Here is a 14,785-nt window from a genome sequence, read left to right as displayed (position 1 = left end):
CGATTTCAAGCCGATTCAGGAGGCTTCCGCAAGCATTGCACCGCGTAATAGGGAATCCCTAAAAGCAAAATATCAGCTGTTTTTCTGCGCAACGATTTGCGGAAAAATTGTTTTATAATCATTTTCTCATAAAGGATGCAGGCGGCGGAATTCAGCGGAAGGACGAAAACATGCAACAGTTTTCGTCTTTTTTGCATGTGGTCCTTTCCTCCTAAATATGTAAAATTCATACATTTCTCAATTGTTTCTTTTTTACAATAATGGTAATATAGGAATGAAAGTGATTGTAAGCGATTTCAAACGAGCTTTTCAGGAGGTGAAGGAGGACCTAGACTTAACACTTTGTTAGGGCATGATTAGGGCCTTATTTTTCCTTAGTACACGCAAACGTTTTCTTAAAGTTGCATAAGAAAATAAGATTGGGAGAGTGAGAGGATGAAAGGAAGCAAGCTAGTAAAAGGGATATTGTCCACTGCATTGGTATCAAGTCTATTATTGGCGGGCTGTTCTTCTTCGACCGGAGGAAATGGCGGAGATAAGACAACGCTCGAAATTTTCCAATTTAAAGTAGAGTTCAAACAGCAATTTGAAGCGGTTGCCGAGCAATATGAAAAAGAGCATCCGGATGTCGATTTGAAAATAACGACTGTAGGCGGAGGGAATGATTATAAGTCGGCCATTACGGCCAAATTCTCCTCAGGTGAAGAACCGGCCATCTTTAATATTGGAGGACCGACAGATGTCAAGCAATTTAGAGACCGGCTGATCGATTTGAAGGATACAAAAGCGGCCGATGCAGCGCTGGACGGAACATTGGACGGCGTATCCATGGATGGCGAGGTTCTCGGCCTGCCGTTCAACCAGGAAGGATACGGCTTTATTTATAATAAACGGATTTTGAAAGAAGCAGGAATTGATCCTAAAACGCTTACAAGCTATGACGCCTTGGAAGCAGCGGTCAAGAAACTTGATGCAGAGAAAAAGAAATTGAAGATTGATGCAGTATTCGCGTACCCGGTAAAGGAAAAATGGGTGACAGGCAATCATTTATCCAATGTATTCCTTGCTCCTGAATTTGATGGGGATGTCATGAAGGCAAGCGAAGCAAAAACGGTTAAATTTACGAATAGTGACCGTTTCAAGCAGATGGTCGATCTCCAAAACAAATATTCTGTCCAGCCAACGGCAAGTCTTGATTATTCCCAGCAGGTGGAAGAACTGTTTTCGTTAGAGAAGGTGGCTTTCATCCAGCAGGGAAACTGGGTTTACAATACAATCTATGACATGGATCCGGAGCTTGCGGAAAAAGGAATCGGCATCATCCCGATCCCGAATGGCGATCAATCAGCCATGCCTGTCGGGGTTCCATACTACTGGGCGGTCAACAGCAAGGTAGATAAAGAGGTTCAGGATGAAGCAAAGAAATTCCTTGACTGGCTGTATACCTCTGATGAAGGGAAAAAGGCTGTCCTTGAAGAGTTCAAATTCATCCCGGCTTATGAGGGCTATGATTCAGAAAAAATTGCCGATCCGCTTTCCAAGGAAATCTATAAATACTCACAAGAAGGAAATACACTTGGATGGGTATTGATGGGCTATCCAGTCGGCTGGAATGAAGATTTAGGGGCTACTGTCCAAAAGTATGTATCCGGTGAATCCACTTGGGATGAATTGGTGCAGGAGAATATAGATACATGGGAGAAGAAAGCAGAAGAATAAAAGAACGACAGCAGGCAAGGGAGGAGGCAGCTAACCGCTGGGGAAAAGGGGAGGTCCCTGCCCGGATGGTTGGCTGCCCTTTTTAAAAGCTTGGCTTCGTATTTTGTAAGATTTTGCAGAATCAAGAACAATGATTTATAAATAGCTGTTTATTACATCATAAGGAGGGCGTTTTCTTTGCGAAATCGTGATTGGGCCTACTGGCTGTTTTTAACCCCAGTGCTTGCCGCTCTCATTCTGGTTGTCATCATCCCTTTATTATTCGGTTTCTATTATTCTTTTACGAATTGGAATGGACTGGGACGGCTTGACTTTGTCGGCATGCAGAATTTCATCGATCTGTTTGAAGATAAGCGATTTATGAGTTCCTTCTGGTTTACGATTAAATTTTCCGTGGCGGCTATTGTCATGATCAACGTGATTGGCCTTGGCCTGGCCCTGATTGTAACTTCGAAAATAAAAACGAGCAGCTGGCTCAGGACTGTCTTTTTCATGCCGAACCTGATTGGCGGTTTGATTTTAGGATTTATCTGGCAGTTTATTTTCATCAAAGTGTTTGGAGCTATTGGAGATGTGACGGGCATTGAAGGCTTGAACGGCTGGCTTTCGACGACAGGCACCGGCTTTTGGGGACTCGTGATCCTGACTTCTTGGCAGATGGCGGGATACATCATGATCATTTATATCGCATATTTGCAGGCGGTTCCGGAAGATTTGCTTGAAGCGGCCGAAATCGACGGGGCGAATGGATTCCAGCGCTTCCGCCATATCACGTTTCCGCTTGTTGCGCCCGCCTTTACCGTCAGTCTATTTCTGACACTGTCCCATTCCTTTAAAATCTATGACCAAAACCTGTCACTGACAAACGGGGCACCGTATAACTCTACGGAAATGGTGGCCATGAATATTGTCAGAACAGCTTTTACCGATAATGAAATGGCCTATGCCCAGGCCAAAGCGGTTATCTTCTTTGTCATCGTTGCGATTGTCTCTCTGCTTCAGGTGTACTTCAATAAGAAAAGGGAGGTCGAATTGTAATGAGGAGAAAGTGGTGGAAACTGCGTCTTATCGAACTGATCGGCATTGTACTGGCATTAGTGTGGATTACCCCCTTTTACTTGATGATTGCCAATGCGTTTAAAACAAAGCAGGATATTTTTGCTGATACACTCGGGCTTCCGAAAGAATTCACATTTGAAAATTTCACACAGGCCTTTGAGCAATTGGATTTTCTGAGAACTCTGTTCAATTCTCTGTTGATCTCAATTGTCAGTGTCGCCCTGATTATTGTGTTCTCGGCGATGGCCGCGTATGCGCTGTCCCGGAATAAAAGCAAAATCAGTTCCCTGCTGTTCTTTATTTTCGTGGCGGCAATGCTGATCCCTTTCCAGTCTGTAATGATTCCGCTTGTCGCGCAATTCGGGCAGTTTGGAATGCTGAATAAGGCGGGACTTATCTTCATGTATCTCGGATTTGGCTGCAGCCTGTCCATTTTTCTGTATCATGGGACACTTAAAGGAATTCCGCAGTCACTGGATGAAGCAGCTAAAATCGACGGTGCCAACCGATTCCAAATTTTTTGGTACATCATTTTCCCGCTCCTGAAACCGATGTCCATAACCGTAGGCATCCTGAATGTCATCTGGATCTGGAATGATTACCTTCTTCCTTCACTCGTGCTGGGCACAGCGGACGGGGCCGAAACGATTCCGCTAAAATTATTCTATTTCTTCGGGCAGTATACGAAACAGTGGCACTTGGCCCTTGCCGGTCTGACTCTTTCCATCATCCCGGTGATCGTCGGCTATTTCTTTGCACAGAAACAAATTATTAAAGGGATTGCAGACGGTGCTGTAAAATAAGCCTATTACGATTTTAGAGAAACACGGCAAGGAGTGTAGAGGAAATATGTCAATCACCATAAAGGATGTTGCCAAAAAAGCGAACGTTGCTCCCTCGACGGTTTCGCGGGTCATACATGACAGTCCGAGCATCAGTGAAAGGACAAAGCGGAAAGTCCGAAAGGTCATGCAGGAATTGGGGTACCATATGAATGCAAATGCCCGCAATTTAGTGACCAAGTCCACCAAGACCATTGGAATCGTCATGAAAAACTCAGCAAAAGAGTCACTGCGGAACCCCTTTTTCCCGGAAGTGATCAGGGGGATCGGCGCCTTTTGCCATATGGAAGGGTACAGCCTGTCACTGACGACCGGGGAATCGGAAGAAGCGATTTATGAAGATGTCGTGAAAATGGTGCAGGGCAGGCGGGTGGACGGCATGATTGTCTTATATTCGAAAAAAGATGATAAAGTCGTCCCTTATCTGCTGGAGCAGCAATTTCCTTTTGTCCTGATTGGGAAACCGGGTACGGAAACGGGCGGCATTACCTTTATTGATAATGAAAATGTGAAGGCGGCCAGGGACCTGACCCATTTTATGATCGGACTCGGTCACAGAAAGATTGCTTATTTTGGAGGGAGTCTGGACTATGAAGTCGTGAGCGACCGGCTAAGGGGCTATCATGAGGCACTGGAAAAATCGAAAATTTCATTGCCGGAGGGGTACGTGAAGCTGCTTTCCTTAAACCGCGAGGAGGGGATTCAGGCTTTGGAGGAGCTGCTGGTTCTGCCTGAATTCCCTACCGCTTTCGTAGCGGTGGATATTTTGTATGCCGTTATCCTGTTAGGAGCCTTGACGGAGAAAGGGATCAAAGTGCCTGAACAGGTCAGCGTCGTCTGTTTTAACAATTCGGAGATTGCCGAGCTGACCAGTCCGCCGGTAACAACGATGGATGTCCACACCTATCAATTAGGCTATGAAGCAGCAAAATGCGTGTGCGAATTGATTCTGGACCCGAAAATCATGGAGAAAAGTGTCCGAATCCCAACAAAAATCATCAAAAGAGAATCCCATCAGACAGTCATCTCACAATCGAAATGAATTTTGTTGAAAGTTTTTGTAAAAAATGTCTTGATTTTCAAATCTATCAATTTACAATAGAGTGGAATCCATTTTCATAAACAATAACTGGAAGTGTGGAGCAGATATGCATGCCCCTTCCTTTTTTTCATAATAAGCCATGTGTGAAAACGCAAACGTTTGCGTTGGGATAAAAGAGGTATAACTAACTATAGATATTCTTTCATAGGACTAAATTAGGCGAGGTGCTTACTTAATGAAAGTGACAGTATGGAATGAAAACCGGCACGAGAAAACACATCCTAAAGTGGCAGAAGTTTATCCAAATGGCATTCATGGAACAATTGCGGGCTTTTTGAAGGAAAAAGGGCATGAGGTTAGGACAGCTACTCTGGATGAACCGGAGCACGGCCTGCCGGAAGAAGTTTTGAAAGAGACAGATGTCCTTCTTTGGTGGGGGCATATGGCTCATGAGGAAGTGCGCGATGAAATTGTCGACCGCGTTCATCAGCGCGTCCTGGAGGGGATGGGACTGATTGTTCTTCACTCAGGACATTTCTCGAAGCTTTTTAAGAAACTGACAGGCACCACCTGTGACCTGAAATGGCGGGAAGAAGGAGAAAAGGAAAGGCTGTGGGTCGTTGATCCAAGCCATCCTATTGCAGAAGGGATCGGGGAATACATCGAACTGGAGCACGAAGAAATGTACGGCGAGCATTTCGATGTCCCCGCGCCGGATGAACTGATTTTCGTCAGCTGGTTTGAAGGCGGGGAAGTGTTCCGGAGCGGTTTTACGTACCGGCGCGGAAACGGAAAAATCTTTTACTTCAGGCCGGGCCATGAAACGTATCCGACTTACCATCATGTTCATATACAGAAAGTGATTGAAAATGCAGTGGAATGGGCGAAGCCTGCGGATAAAGCCCGTCCGTATTATGGAAACTCATCACCATTAGAATCTCTGTCAGCAAGAGATGAATAAAAGGAGAGAATGCAATGCGTACATTGAAAGTTGGCGTGATTGGATGCGGGAGCATCGCCAATAACAGGCACCTCCCGGAGTATGAATTTCACAAAGAGGCAGAAATCATTGCTGTTGCTGATATTGTCGCCGATCGGGCGGATGCAGCAGCACGAAGATATCATGCCAAGGCATATACTGATTATAGGGAATTACTGAAAGATCCAGACATCGAAGCAGTCAGTGTATGTACACCGAATTACCTCCATGCGGAGATGACCATTGCCGCTTTGGACGCAGGGAAACACGTTCTTTGCGAAAAACCGATGGCCGCGACTGTGGAGGATGCGAAGAAAATGATAGAAGCCGCCGAGAGAAACGGGAAGAAATTGATGATTGGCCACAATCAGCGTTTTGTGCCGTCCCATCAAAAAGCAAAAGAACTGATTGAAAGCGGGAAGGCAGGCAAGGTTTACAGTTTTCGCACAACCTTTGGCCATTCAGGGCCGGAAACCTGGAGTGTAGACGGAAAGGACAGCTGGTTCTTCAAGAAGGATCAGGCCATCATTGGCTCAATGGGAGACCTGGGCGTTCATAAAGCAGATTTGCTGCGTTACTTGCTTGGCGAGGAATTCACCGAGGTTTCCGCTTTCATCGAGACAAGTGCCAAGGAGAATGCCACTGTCGATGATAATGCTGTATGCCTGCTTCGTACAGCTTCAGGCATTATCGGAACGCTGGCCGCCAGCTGGTCTTATGTAAGAGAAGACAATGCAACCGTAATTTTTGCCGAAAAAGCAACGTTGCGGCTCGAAGATGATCCTGAATACTCGCTGATTGTCCATCATAAAGATGGTAAAACAGAGACGTTTAAGCTGGGTGGCATTCAAACGAATGAGACAGGCGGGCAATTTGATTCAGAAGTCATTAGCCATTTTGTCAGCAGCGTATTGGAAGATACTGTTCCGCCGGTATCAGGTGAAGAAGGAATGAAATCGTTGAAGGTCATTCTTGGTGCATTGGAATCCAATGCAGCAGGAAAAAATGTCCGCTTATAAAGGGGTTTAAATCATCATGTATAAATTGAAAATGGGTATCATTGGCGCTGGAGGAATCGCTCAGAAAAGACATATTCCTGCTTTCCAGAAGCTGCAGGATAAAGTTGTGCTGTATGCCGTCCATGATATTGATCAAGCAAAAGCCAAAGAAGTTGCCCGGAAGTACCATATTGAGAAAGTGTTTACGAATTATCAGGATATGTTTGCGGAGGTCGATGCGGTGACCATTACGACCCCGAATAAATTCCATGCCGAAATCTCCATTGCTGCGCTGCAGGCCGGCGTTCATGTTCTCTGTGAAAAACCGATGGCCATTACCGCCGAAGAGTGTGAAGCGATCACAAGGGCGGCAAACCAATCAGGCAAAGTCTTATCGATTGCCTATCATTACCGGTTCATGAAGGAAGCGCAGTCTGCCAAACGAATGATCCTGGCGAATGAAATTGGTGAACCGTATGTAGCCCGGGTTCAGGCTTTGCGCCGCCGCAAGGTTCCGAACTGGGGAGTATTCACCAACAAAGAACTGCAAGGCGGCGGAAGCGTCATTGACTATGGCTGCCACTTGCTCGATTTAGCCTTGTGGCTGATGGATGATCCGGAACCGATTGAAGTCGTAGGCTCGACATATAATTATGTCAGTAAAGGTGTAGACCAGGTCAACCTCTGGGGCAATTTCGACGCATCGGTGTTTGAAGTGGATGACCATGCCACAGCGTACATTAAGTTCAAAAACGGGGCTTCCCTTCTGTTTGAAACATCCTGGGCGGCCAATATCCGGGAAGAAGCAACCGTGCTCAGCCTTTCAGGAACTCAGGGCGGTCTTGACGTGTTTCCATTGGTTCTTAACCAGGCAAAGCATGGCATGCTCCTGAACAGTGAAGCCGTCTGGATGCCGGGAGAAGATACACCGGACCTGCAGCAGGCCGAGAATTTCATTGACAGCTGCTTAGGCTATGCAGATCCGCTCGTCAAACCTCAGGAAGCCATGAAAGTATCCAGAATCATTGAAGCGATCTATCAAAGTTCCGCCAGCGGCAGCGTCGTCAGCATGAACTGACTGATTCTGCCCGATATTAGACAAAATAGATGAGGTGACAGTATGAAGCTAGGAGTCTTTACCGTCCTTTTTTCCCAGAAATCCTTTGAGGATATGCTGGATTATGTAGCAAAATCAGGACTGAATACAGTAGAAATCGGTACGGGCGGCTATCCGGGCAATGCGCATTGTCCGCTGGATGAATTGCTGGAAAGCGAAGAGAAAAGAAAGACCTATCTGGAAGCTGTTGAATCAAGGGGGCTGTCCATCAGTGCGTTCAGCTGCCATGGCAACCCCATTTCACCTGACAAAGCATTTGCAAAAGAATCCCATGAAACATTAGTCAAAACCATTAAGCTGGCTGCCCTGATGGGAGTTCCGGTTGTGAACACTTTTTCAGGCACAGCAGGAGACCATGAAGGAGCCAAATATCCGAATTGGCCGGTTGCCCCTTGGCCGAATGAATACGGCGATGTGTTGAAATGGCAGTGGGAAGAAAAGCTGATTCCATACTGGAAAGAGATTGCGGCGCTTGCGGAACAGCATCATATTAAGATTGGCCTGGAACTGCATGGCGGTTTTCTGGTTCATACGCCATATACACTGCTGAAACTGAGGGAGGCTACATCCGATGCCATCGGAGCCAACCTGGATCCAAGCCATATGTGGTGGCAGGGGATTGAACCGGTCGGCGCCATTAAAATATTGGGTAAAGCAGGTGCCCTGTATCACTTCCATGCAAAGGACACATTTCTCGATCAGGACAATATCAATATGTACGGCCTGACAGACATGCAGCCATATGGGAAAATTCAGACACGTGCCTGGAATTTCCGGTCGGTTGGATGCGGACACAGTCTTCAGGAATGGTCGGACATGATGAGCGCTCTTAGAACGTATGGCTATGATTATGTTGTCAGCATTGAACATGAGGATCCTTTAATGTCGATAGAAGAAGGATTCCAGCGGGCCGTGAAAAATCTAAATTCGATTTTGATCAAAGATAATCCGACAGAATTATGGTGGGTATAGGACAAGTTCAATATTTCGATTAGGTCCTGACACAGGGCCTATTTTTTTTACAGCTTTTTAATGATAATTGGCGCTAACACCAAATTTTTCAAAAATGTAAATATAACCTGACAAAATGTATATAAAACTTTACACGGAGGAAAAAAGGTGCATTCCATGATACCGGAATGCACCTTTATAATTGTTTGTAAATACACTGTTGGAGCCCATAAAGTGTAAATGGTCACATCGCCAGTGAGTCTTTAAGAAAGGCTGTTATATACTCTGTACTGGTTATTTTTTTGTTGCATTCGATGCTGTCCGTGCAAATCAGATTGCCGATGGCTTTGTAATAATCCGGATTTTTTGCTTTTTTTGCCTTTGTGACGGTAGAAAAATAGGAAACCTCGCCAAAGCTATGACAGAAGGAACAAAAATTTTTTTTGCTGGTTGGTGAAAATACACATTCAATGCCAACGAGCTTTCCTTCCAGCTCATATACGATAAATTTCTTATTTGATCTGAGATCATTCCAGCTTAAATAGGTCAGCCGGTTATGGTCTATAGTTGTTAAATCAGGCAGCTTTAATTTTTTTTGTTTGGGAAACATTTTTTTCAGCTGCTGCTCAGTAAGCCTTGGAAAAGGCAGCAAATAATCGGAAAGGCGCTGCATATATTGTTCAAACTCTTTATCTGTTTTCAGTCCGGCAGCATCAAGCATGTCTTGTTGAGCCGGTGTGGCATCGGGAAAGAGTTCCAGGATATTGGCATTAGCTAAATCGATTACAGCCGCCAATACGTTTGGAGGCACGTTCTTTTTAGCGCTGTCTTTTATCGAAGCAATCTGTTTCCCAATAAAATTCAGCTGTTCATTTTTTATGAATGGTTCAGTCATCCCAGTTAGCTCCTATCATTTTTGTCCTTATTTTAAACCATACCGTGAATCTCTAATATAACTAAAATGAGTTAGAACCGTTTTTTACATACATCCCCATCTAAAAAGAAGAGCTTCCCACTATGGAAAGGCTCTTCTTGGCTTTTGATTATAAAAGAGAAAATTTCTAAACGGTCCTCTGTCTATCTTTTATGTGTATAAACAATTTTTTTAATCGTCTCAGCTGAAAGGTAATATTCATCAGCCAGCTGATCAATCGTGCTGCCGTTTTGAAAGGACTCTCGGATGGCGGCATTACGGCGGTCAAGAATTTGCCTTCCTCCACTTGACGATCCCCATTTCTTATATGCCGTTTCTGGCTTAGGGATATAAAGGGTTTCCCCCTGAACATACTTTTGGATTTCCATGATGAGCTTTTCAGGTAAAACATGACTTGCATTCGTATATTTCATTTGTGCCCGCTCCTTATTTTGATTTTGAAAAAATAAGGTGCAAAGCCACACTATTAGAAAAAAAGCTTGTTCAGCGATAAAATGAAATGTTTCGCCCCATGCAAAGTATCGCCTTTCCAATAATAGGCTTTGCATGAGTGGCAGAAGTACCAGACAATCTTCTATGATTCTCCAACTGTAAGCACCCCCTTTGATATAGTTATCATTATATCGGATAGATTATGCAATGGAATAGTTTTTGGAGGATTGACTCTCACGCTGCGTGATCCTTTAAAGTAATGGGTGAAGGGGGGAACAGGATGAAAGTGAAGGAAGTTGCTGATTTAGCGGGGGTCAGTGTAAGGACCCTGCATCATTATGATGAAATTGGTTTGTTACGTCCCAAGGAAACAACTGAGGCTGGCTACCGGGTATATTCGGAAGAAAACCTGGAGACCCTGCAGCAAATTTTATATTTTAAAGAACTTGGCTTCCCTTTAAAGAAAATCATGGAGATTATGGACAGTCCCGCCTTTAACAGGAAGGAAGCGCTGGAACTGCAGCATAAAATCCTTCTGGAAAAAAAGAGGAGGCTCGATAAGATGATTGTGTCCATCGAAAAATCGATTCATCATTTGAAAGGAGACATCCACATGTCCAACCAAGAGAAATTCGAAGGCTTTGATTTCAGCAGCAATCCCTATGAAAAAGAAGCAAGGGAAAAATGGGGGGATCGAGCGGTCGAAGAAGCAAATGACAAAGCGAAAAACATGACGGTTTCCGATCAGGAAAAATGGAATCAAATCTACCGAAACCTTGCCGCACTCCGCCATCTTCCGCCTGATTCAAAAGAGGCTCAAGAAGGGATCGAGGAGTGGTATCAGTTCTTAAACCAGATAGGGAATTATTCCCTTCAGGCTTTTAAAGGGTTAGGAGAAATATACACAGATGACGAACGATTCACTAAAACCATTGATAAATACGGTGAAGGGTTAGCGTCTTTTATGCGGAAGGCTATGGCTGTTTACGCAGATACACACCAATAATGAGTGAAGAACCTATTAAGGCTGCCTTGATAGGTTTTTTTATGTGGTCACCGAGCTATGGAAGATTTTCATCAGCGGCATATAGGAAAAGAGCCAATCGACATCGAAATATAGTAAGGACTTTGATTTGAAAGCAGAATATGGGAAGGCGGAGGGCATTCATGAAAAACATATTGGTTTTACAATCGGATTTTGGCTTAAGCGACGGAGCGGTCAGTGCCATGTACGGTGTGGCACTTTCGGTGGAAAAAACTCTTACAATCAGCGACATCACCCATGATATCCCGCCTTTCAGCATTTGGGAGGCATCCTACCGGCTGTTTCAAACCGTGTCTTATTGGCCGGAAGGGGCCGTATTTGTTTCTGTAGTAGATCCTGGAGTGGGATCAGATCGCAGAAGCATTGTCGCTCAAACGGCAGCAGGACAATATATCATCACCCCGGATAATGGAACACTGACACATCTGAAAAAAAGAACCGGCATTGTGGCAGCCAGGATCATCGACGAAACCGTCAATCGCCTGCCGCGTTCGGGAGAGTCTTATACGTTTCACGGAAGGGATGTCTATGCCTTTACAGGAGCCCGGCTTGCTTCAGGTGTTATTTCCTTTGAAGAAGCTGGTCCTGAAATCAGCCCCGACTCGATTGTGGAACTTCCGCTGGAGGAAGCGGTGCGGGAGCGGAACCAGGCTGCCGGGACCATCGAGATTCTCGATGTCCGGTTTGGAAACCTATGGACGAATATTCCGCGGACCCTTTTTCGAAGCATGGGAGCAGAACATGGGGATTCCTTTCAGGTCATCATCGAGCATCAGGGCAGGGAGGTTTATGGCGGCATCATGAAATACGGCCGCTCCTTTGCGGACAGTCCGGTAGGGAAGCCGCTTCTTTACATAAATTCATTGGATAATCTGGCAGCGGCCATCAATCAGCGGTCATTCGCCTCAATACATAAGATCGGGACTGGGAGCGACTGGAAGATCACCATCCGAAAGGAATAAAGGGATACGAATCCCACTAACAAGGACCACTATAGTATAATGAGGCTATAGTAAAAACTGGCTGTTTCCAGTTTGGATTTCAAACGGATATAAACAGCGATTCGTTTTGGAGGGGTGCAGATGGCAAAGCTCGAAGGAAAGAAAATTGCGGTGCTTGGACCGAGGAAGGCTGAGGAAATCAGCAAAATCATTACAAACTTAGGCGGTATCCCGCTGATCAGGCCGGCACAGGGAACGGTATATCCGGATCAATCTCAATTAGAGAACGATATTGAAGATCTAATCGAGGGAAAGTATGACTGGATGATTCTGACGACTGGGATCGGGACGGATATTTTATATCAGGCTGCTGTCAAAATGGGACGCGGAGACGAGTTTTTAGCCGCACTGAAAAAGATGAAGCTGGCGATCCGCGGCTATAAGACGGCGAATATGCTAAAAAAACTGGGACTTGAACCGATCGCCCGCGATGATGACGGAAGCACAGCCGGATTAATCAGGGCGCTTCAGAAATATTCTTTTACAGGGAAAAAGGCAGCCCTTCAGCTGCACGGCGATCCAGCTCCGTTATTGATTCACATGCTGGATGAACAAAGAGTAGTCCACAAAGAAGTCCTTCCTTACGTGCATATTCCGCCGGAAGCGGAAGTCATGCAGCAGCTGACAGATGAACTGCTTGCCGGAGAAATAGATGCAGCGGTCTTCACAAGCGGGCCTCAAGGCAGGAATCTTCTGCAGTTCGCCCGGGAACAGGGAAAGGAACAAGAGGTCATTCAGGCTTTTGAACAAAAGACGGCTGCTTTGTCTGTCGGAAAAGTGACGGCCCAGTCACTGCATGAGCTCGGAATCGACAGAGTCATCTATCCGGAGGATCAGCGAATGGGAAGCGCCTTGGTAGAACTTGTGAAGTTTTACGAAAAGAAAGGGAGCCATTCCCTCTAAGGATAAAAAGAAGGTCCCGGTGTCGGGACCTTTTCTTATCGTTTTCTTGGCGTATAGTTGAGTTCGGTGAACAGTTCCTTCTGCTCGCTCTCTGTCAAATCGCGCCATTCTCCTGTTTTCAGGCCGTCGATGCGGATATTCATGATGCGGATTCGCTGAAGGGTCCGAATGGAATAGCCTAAGGCTGCGCACATGCGGCGAATCTGGCGGTTAAGACCCTGTGTTAGGATAATTTTAAAGACATATTTAGAAAGCTTCTCTACTTTGCAGGGAAGTGTGACGGTATCGAGGATCTCGACACCTGAACCCATCATTTGAATAAATTCGTCGGTAATCGGCTCGTTCACCGTCACGATATATTCCTTCTCATGCCGGCCTTCACTGCGCAGGATTTCATTGACGATATCCCCGTCATTTGTGAGGAGAATAAGCCCCTCTGAGTCTTTATCAAGCCGTCCGACATGGAAGATCCGAAGCGGATGATTGACGAAATCCACGATATTTCCTTCGATATGCCGTTCCGTTGTGCTGGTAATGCCAACCGGCTTATTTAATGCCAGATAGACATATTGCTGTTCCGCTTTAATCGGCTTTCCGTCCACCCGGACATCGTCTCCCGGCTCAGCCTGGCTGCCAAGCTCCGCCGTTTTTCCGTTAATGGTTACCCGTCCTTCTTGGATCCATTTATCTGCCCCGCGTCTCGAGGTAATGCCCGACTCGCTGATATATTTATTGATTCTCAAAAAAGTACACCTCAATTTCAGTTTTCATGCCTTAAAGATACCCTAATGGAACCCATGATGACAAGATAAAGAAAGAAAACCCCGGCCAATTGGCGGGGCAGCACAAGCTTTAGCCGGTTTGAGTGAAGGAGTGGGGCACTTTTTTGGCCTCGGGCTTGCTTGTTAAGTAGACACCAATGAAGACAAGGAGACCGCCAATCACCTGGAAAGCGGTAATGTGCTGGCCGAGCAAAAGGGTCAGCACGGCTGTGAAAACGGCGATGAGGTTTAAATAAACCCCAGCCTGACTGGCCTCTATCGATCTCAGGGAAATATTCCAGAAAACAAATGAACAAACGGACGGGAATATAGCGATATAGAGAATACCGGCTCCTGCCTGCCCGCTCCAATGAAAGGACATGCCTGATGTTAGAACGAATGGCAGCAGAAATAAAACAGCGATAAAGGCTGAGACCGCAGTGGCAGAAACAGGGGGCGTATTTTTCATTTTTCGCCCGATGATGGAGTAGAAGGTCCAGATTGTAATCGCGATAAGCATCAGCAAATCCCCTTGATTGAAATCGAGATGAAGGATTTGCAGAAGGCTGCCTTTTGTCAGAACAAGAAGAACGCCAATCAGGGAAATACAGATGCCGGCTCCTTTCAGCAAAGAGACTCTTTCTTTTAACAAGAATGCAGAAAAGAGAAAAATAAGGGCTGGATTCATGGAATTGACAAGCGAAGCATTCATTGCTGTTGTATACTGCAGCGCCCAGTATAAGGTGAAATTATAGCCAAGGATGCCCAGAATTCCAAGAATGGCAAGCAGCTTCCATTGTTTCCACACGGATTTCCAATCAGGCTTCTCAATCCAGTGAGCGAGCGGGAATAAAAGGAAAATGGCGATCGCCCAGCGGATAAATGTCATTTCCAACGGAGTCATTTCCTGTACGACGAACTGGCCGACAACATAATTTCCTGCCCAGAACACATTGGCCAGGATCAGGAATAAGAGTACATGCGATTTTTTCATACTATTCT

At 45.6% G+C, this 14,785-nt stretch carries 15 protein-coding genes; 11 read left to right on the top strand and 4 right to left on the bottom strand.

Going from position 1 to position 14,785, the window contains the following annotated elements:
• Window positions 1-435: 435 nt before the first annotated feature.
• From BQ4305_RS01925 to BQ4305_RS01890, 8 genes are all read left to right on the top strand, one after another.
• Window positions 436-1,719, top strand: coding sequence for an ABC transporter substrate-binding protein (locus tag BQ4305_RS01925; RefSeq protein WP_110926209.1), 1,284 nt, complete (start codon window positions 436-438; stop codon window positions 1,717-1,719).
• Between the two features lie 177 nt (window positions 1,720-1,896).
• Window positions 1,897-2,757, top strand: a complete 861-nt coding sequence (locus BQ4305_RS01920) for a carbohydrate ABC transporter permease (protein WP_110926208.1) — start codon at window positions 1,897-1,899, stop codon at window positions 2,755-2,757.
• Window positions 2,757-3,581: a carbohydrate ABC transporter permease gene (locus BQ4305_RS01915; RefSeq protein ID WP_110926207.1), complete on the top strand. Its 825-nt coding sequence runs from the start codon at window positions 2,757-2,759 to the stop codon at window positions 3,579-3,581. Before BQ4305_RS01920 ends, BQ4305_RS01915 begins: the two co-directional genes overlap by 1 nt.
• A gap of 46 nt (window positions 3,582-3,627) precedes the next feature.
• The gene (locus tag BQ4305_RS01910; RefSeq protein WP_110926206.1) at window positions 3,628-4,662 is read left to right on the top strand and encodes a LacI family DNA-binding transcriptional regulator; all 1,035 of its coding nucleotides are present in this window, start codon (window positions 3,628-3,630) and stop codon (window positions 4,660-4,662) included.
• A 235-nt stretch (window positions 4,663-4,897) separates the two neighbouring features.
• Complete coding sequence (locus BQ4305_RS01905) at window positions 4,898-5,623, top strand: ThuA domain-containing protein (RefSeq protein WP_110926205.1); 726 nt, start codon at window positions 4,898-4,900, stop codon at window positions 5,621-5,623.
• Between the two features lie 14 nt (window positions 5,624-5,637).
• A complete protein-coding gene (locus BQ4305_RS01900) occupies window positions 5,638-6,660 on the top strand; it encodes a Gfo/Idh/MocA family protein (RefSeq protein ID WP_110926204.1) in 1,023 nt (340 codons plus the stop codon).
• 16 nt (window positions 6,661-6,676) lie between these two features.
• Entirely contained in the window at window positions 6,677-7,717 is a 1,041-nt protein-coding gene (locus BQ4305_RS01895) for a Gfo/Idh/MocA family protein (RefSeq protein ID WP_110926203.1), read from the top strand.
• Between the two features lie 42 nt (window positions 7,718-7,759).
• Window positions 7,760-8,728 (top strand): sugar phosphate isomerase/epimerase family protein, encoded by a 969-nt coding sequence (locus BQ4305_RS01890; protein WP_110926202.1) that lies wholly within the window; start codon window positions 7,760-7,762, stop codon window positions 8,726-8,728.
• A 223-nt stretch (window positions 8,729-8,951) separates the two neighbouring features.
• On the opposite strand, the gene BQ4305_RS01885 is transcribed toward BQ4305_RS01890, so the two are convergent.
• Both BQ4305_RS01885 and BQ4305_RS01880 read right to left on the bottom strand, forming a co-directional pair.
• Entirely contained in the window at window positions 8,952-9,602 is a 651-nt protein-coding gene (locus BQ4305_RS01885; RefSeq protein WP_110926201.1) for a FusB/FusC family EF-G-binding protein, read from the bottom strand.
• A gap of 182 nt (window positions 9,603-9,784) precedes the next feature.
• Window positions 9,785-10,054, bottom strand: coding sequence for a CD3324 family protein (locus BQ4305_RS01880; RefSeq protein WP_110926200.1), 270 nt, complete (start codon window positions 10,052-10,054; stop codon window positions 9,785-9,787).
• Between the two features lie 299 nt (window positions 10,055-10,353).
• Between BQ4305_RS01880 and BQ4305_RS01875 the strand changes: the two genes are divergently transcribed.
• The 3 genes from BQ4305_RS01875 to BQ4305_RS01865 all read left to right on the top strand — a co-directional run bounded on the left by BQ4305_RS01875 (window position 10,354) and on the right by BQ4305_RS01865 (window position 13,022).
• Window positions 10,354-11,079 (top strand): MerR family transcriptional regulator, encoded by a 726-nt coding sequence (locus BQ4305_RS01875; RefSeq protein ID WP_110926199.1) that lies wholly within the window; start codon window positions 10,354-10,356, stop codon window positions 11,077-11,079.
• Window positions 11,080-11,240: 161 nt separating this feature from the next.
• A complete protein-coding gene (locus BQ4305_RS01870) occupies window positions 11,241-12,080 on the top strand; it encodes an SAM hydrolase/SAM-dependent halogenase family protein (RefSeq protein WP_110926198.1) in 840 nt (279 codons plus the stop codon).
• A gap of 120 nt (window positions 12,081-12,200) precedes the next feature.
• A complete protein-coding gene (locus tag BQ4305_RS01865; RefSeq protein WP_110926197.1) occupies window positions 12,201-13,022 on the top strand; it encodes a uroporphyrinogen-III synthase in 822 nt (273 codons plus the stop codon).
• Between the two features lie 35 nt (window positions 13,023-13,057).
• Here the strand turns inward: BQ4305_RS01865 and rluF are convergent, their stop codons facing one another.
• Window positions 13,058-13,765, bottom strand: coding sequence for a 23S rRNA pseudouridine(2604) synthase RluF (gene rluF / locus BQ4305_RS01860; RefSeq protein ID WP_110926196.1), 708 nt, complete (start codon window positions 13,763-13,765; stop codon window positions 13,058-13,060).
• A 109-nt stretch (window positions 13,766-13,874) separates the two neighbouring features.
• Window positions 13,875-14,777, bottom strand: coding sequence for a DMT family transporter (locus BQ4305_RS01855; protein ID WP_110926195.1), 903 nt, complete (start codon window positions 14,775-14,777; stop codon window positions 13,875-13,877).
• Between the last annotated feature and the right edge of the window lie 8 nt (window positions 14,778-14,785).

Source organism: Bacillus massiliglaciei (genome assembly GCF_900098925.1).
Classification (GTDB): Bacteria; Bacillota; Bacilli; order Bacillales; family DSM-1321; genus Peribacillus; species Peribacillus massiliglaciei.
Note: the sequence above shows the minus strand (reverse complement) of the source record. Positions and strands in the feature narration are given on the sequence as shown.

Bases quoted from the DNA above. Each gene is read 5' to 3' on its own strand.
- BQ4305_RS01925 (WP_110926209.1), top strand. From the start codon at position 436: ATGAAAGGAAGCAAGCTAGTAAAAGGGATATTGTCCACTGCATTGGTA.
- BQ4305_RS01915 (WP_110926207.1), top strand. From the start codon at position 2,757: ATGAGGAGAAAGTGGTGGAAACTGCGTCTTATCGAACTGATCGGCATT.
- BQ4305_RS01910 (WP_110926206.1), top strand. From the start codon at position 3,628: ATGTCAATCACCATAAAGGATGTTGCCAAAAAAGCGAACGTTGCTCCC.
- BQ4305_RS01905 (WP_110926205.1), top strand. From the start codon at position 4,898: ATGAAAGTGACAGTATGGAATGAAAACCGGCACGAGAAAACACATCCT.
- BQ4305_RS01900 (WP_110926204.1), top strand. From the start codon at position 5,638: ATGCGTACATTGAAAGTTGGCGTGATTGGATGCGGGAGCATCGCCAAT.
- BQ4305_RS01895 (WP_110926203.1), top strand. From the start codon at position 6,677: ATGTATAAATTGAAAATGGGTATCATTGGCGCTGGAGGAATCGCTCAG.
- BQ4305_RS01890 (WP_110926202.1), top strand. From the start codon at position 7,760: ATGAAGCTAGGAGTCTTTACCGTCCTTTTTTCCCAGAAATCCTTTGAG.
- BQ4305_RS01885 (WP_110926201.1), bottom strand. From the start codon at position 9,602: ATGACTGAACCATTCATAAAAAATGAACAGCTGAATTTTATTGGGAAA.
- BQ4305_RS01880 (WP_110926200.1), bottom strand. From the start codon at position 10,054: ATGAAATATACGAATGCAAGTCATGTTTTACCTGAAAAGCTCATCATG.
- BQ4305_RS01875 (WP_110926199.1), top strand. From the start codon at position 10,354: ATGAAAGTGAAGGAAGTTGCTGATTTAGCGGGGGTCAGTGTAAGGACC.
- BQ4305_RS01870 (WP_110926198.1), top strand. From the start codon at position 11,241: ATGAAAAACATATTGGTTTTACAATCGGATTTTGGCTTAAGCGACGGA.
- BQ4305_RS01865 (WP_110926197.1), top strand. From the start codon at position 12,201: ATGGCAAAGCTCGAAGGAAAGAAAATTGCGGTGCTTGGACCGAGGAAG.
- BQ4305_RS01855 (WP_110926195.1), bottom strand. From the start codon at position 14,777: ATGAAAAAATCGCATGTACTCTTATTCCTGATCCTGGCCAATGTGTTC.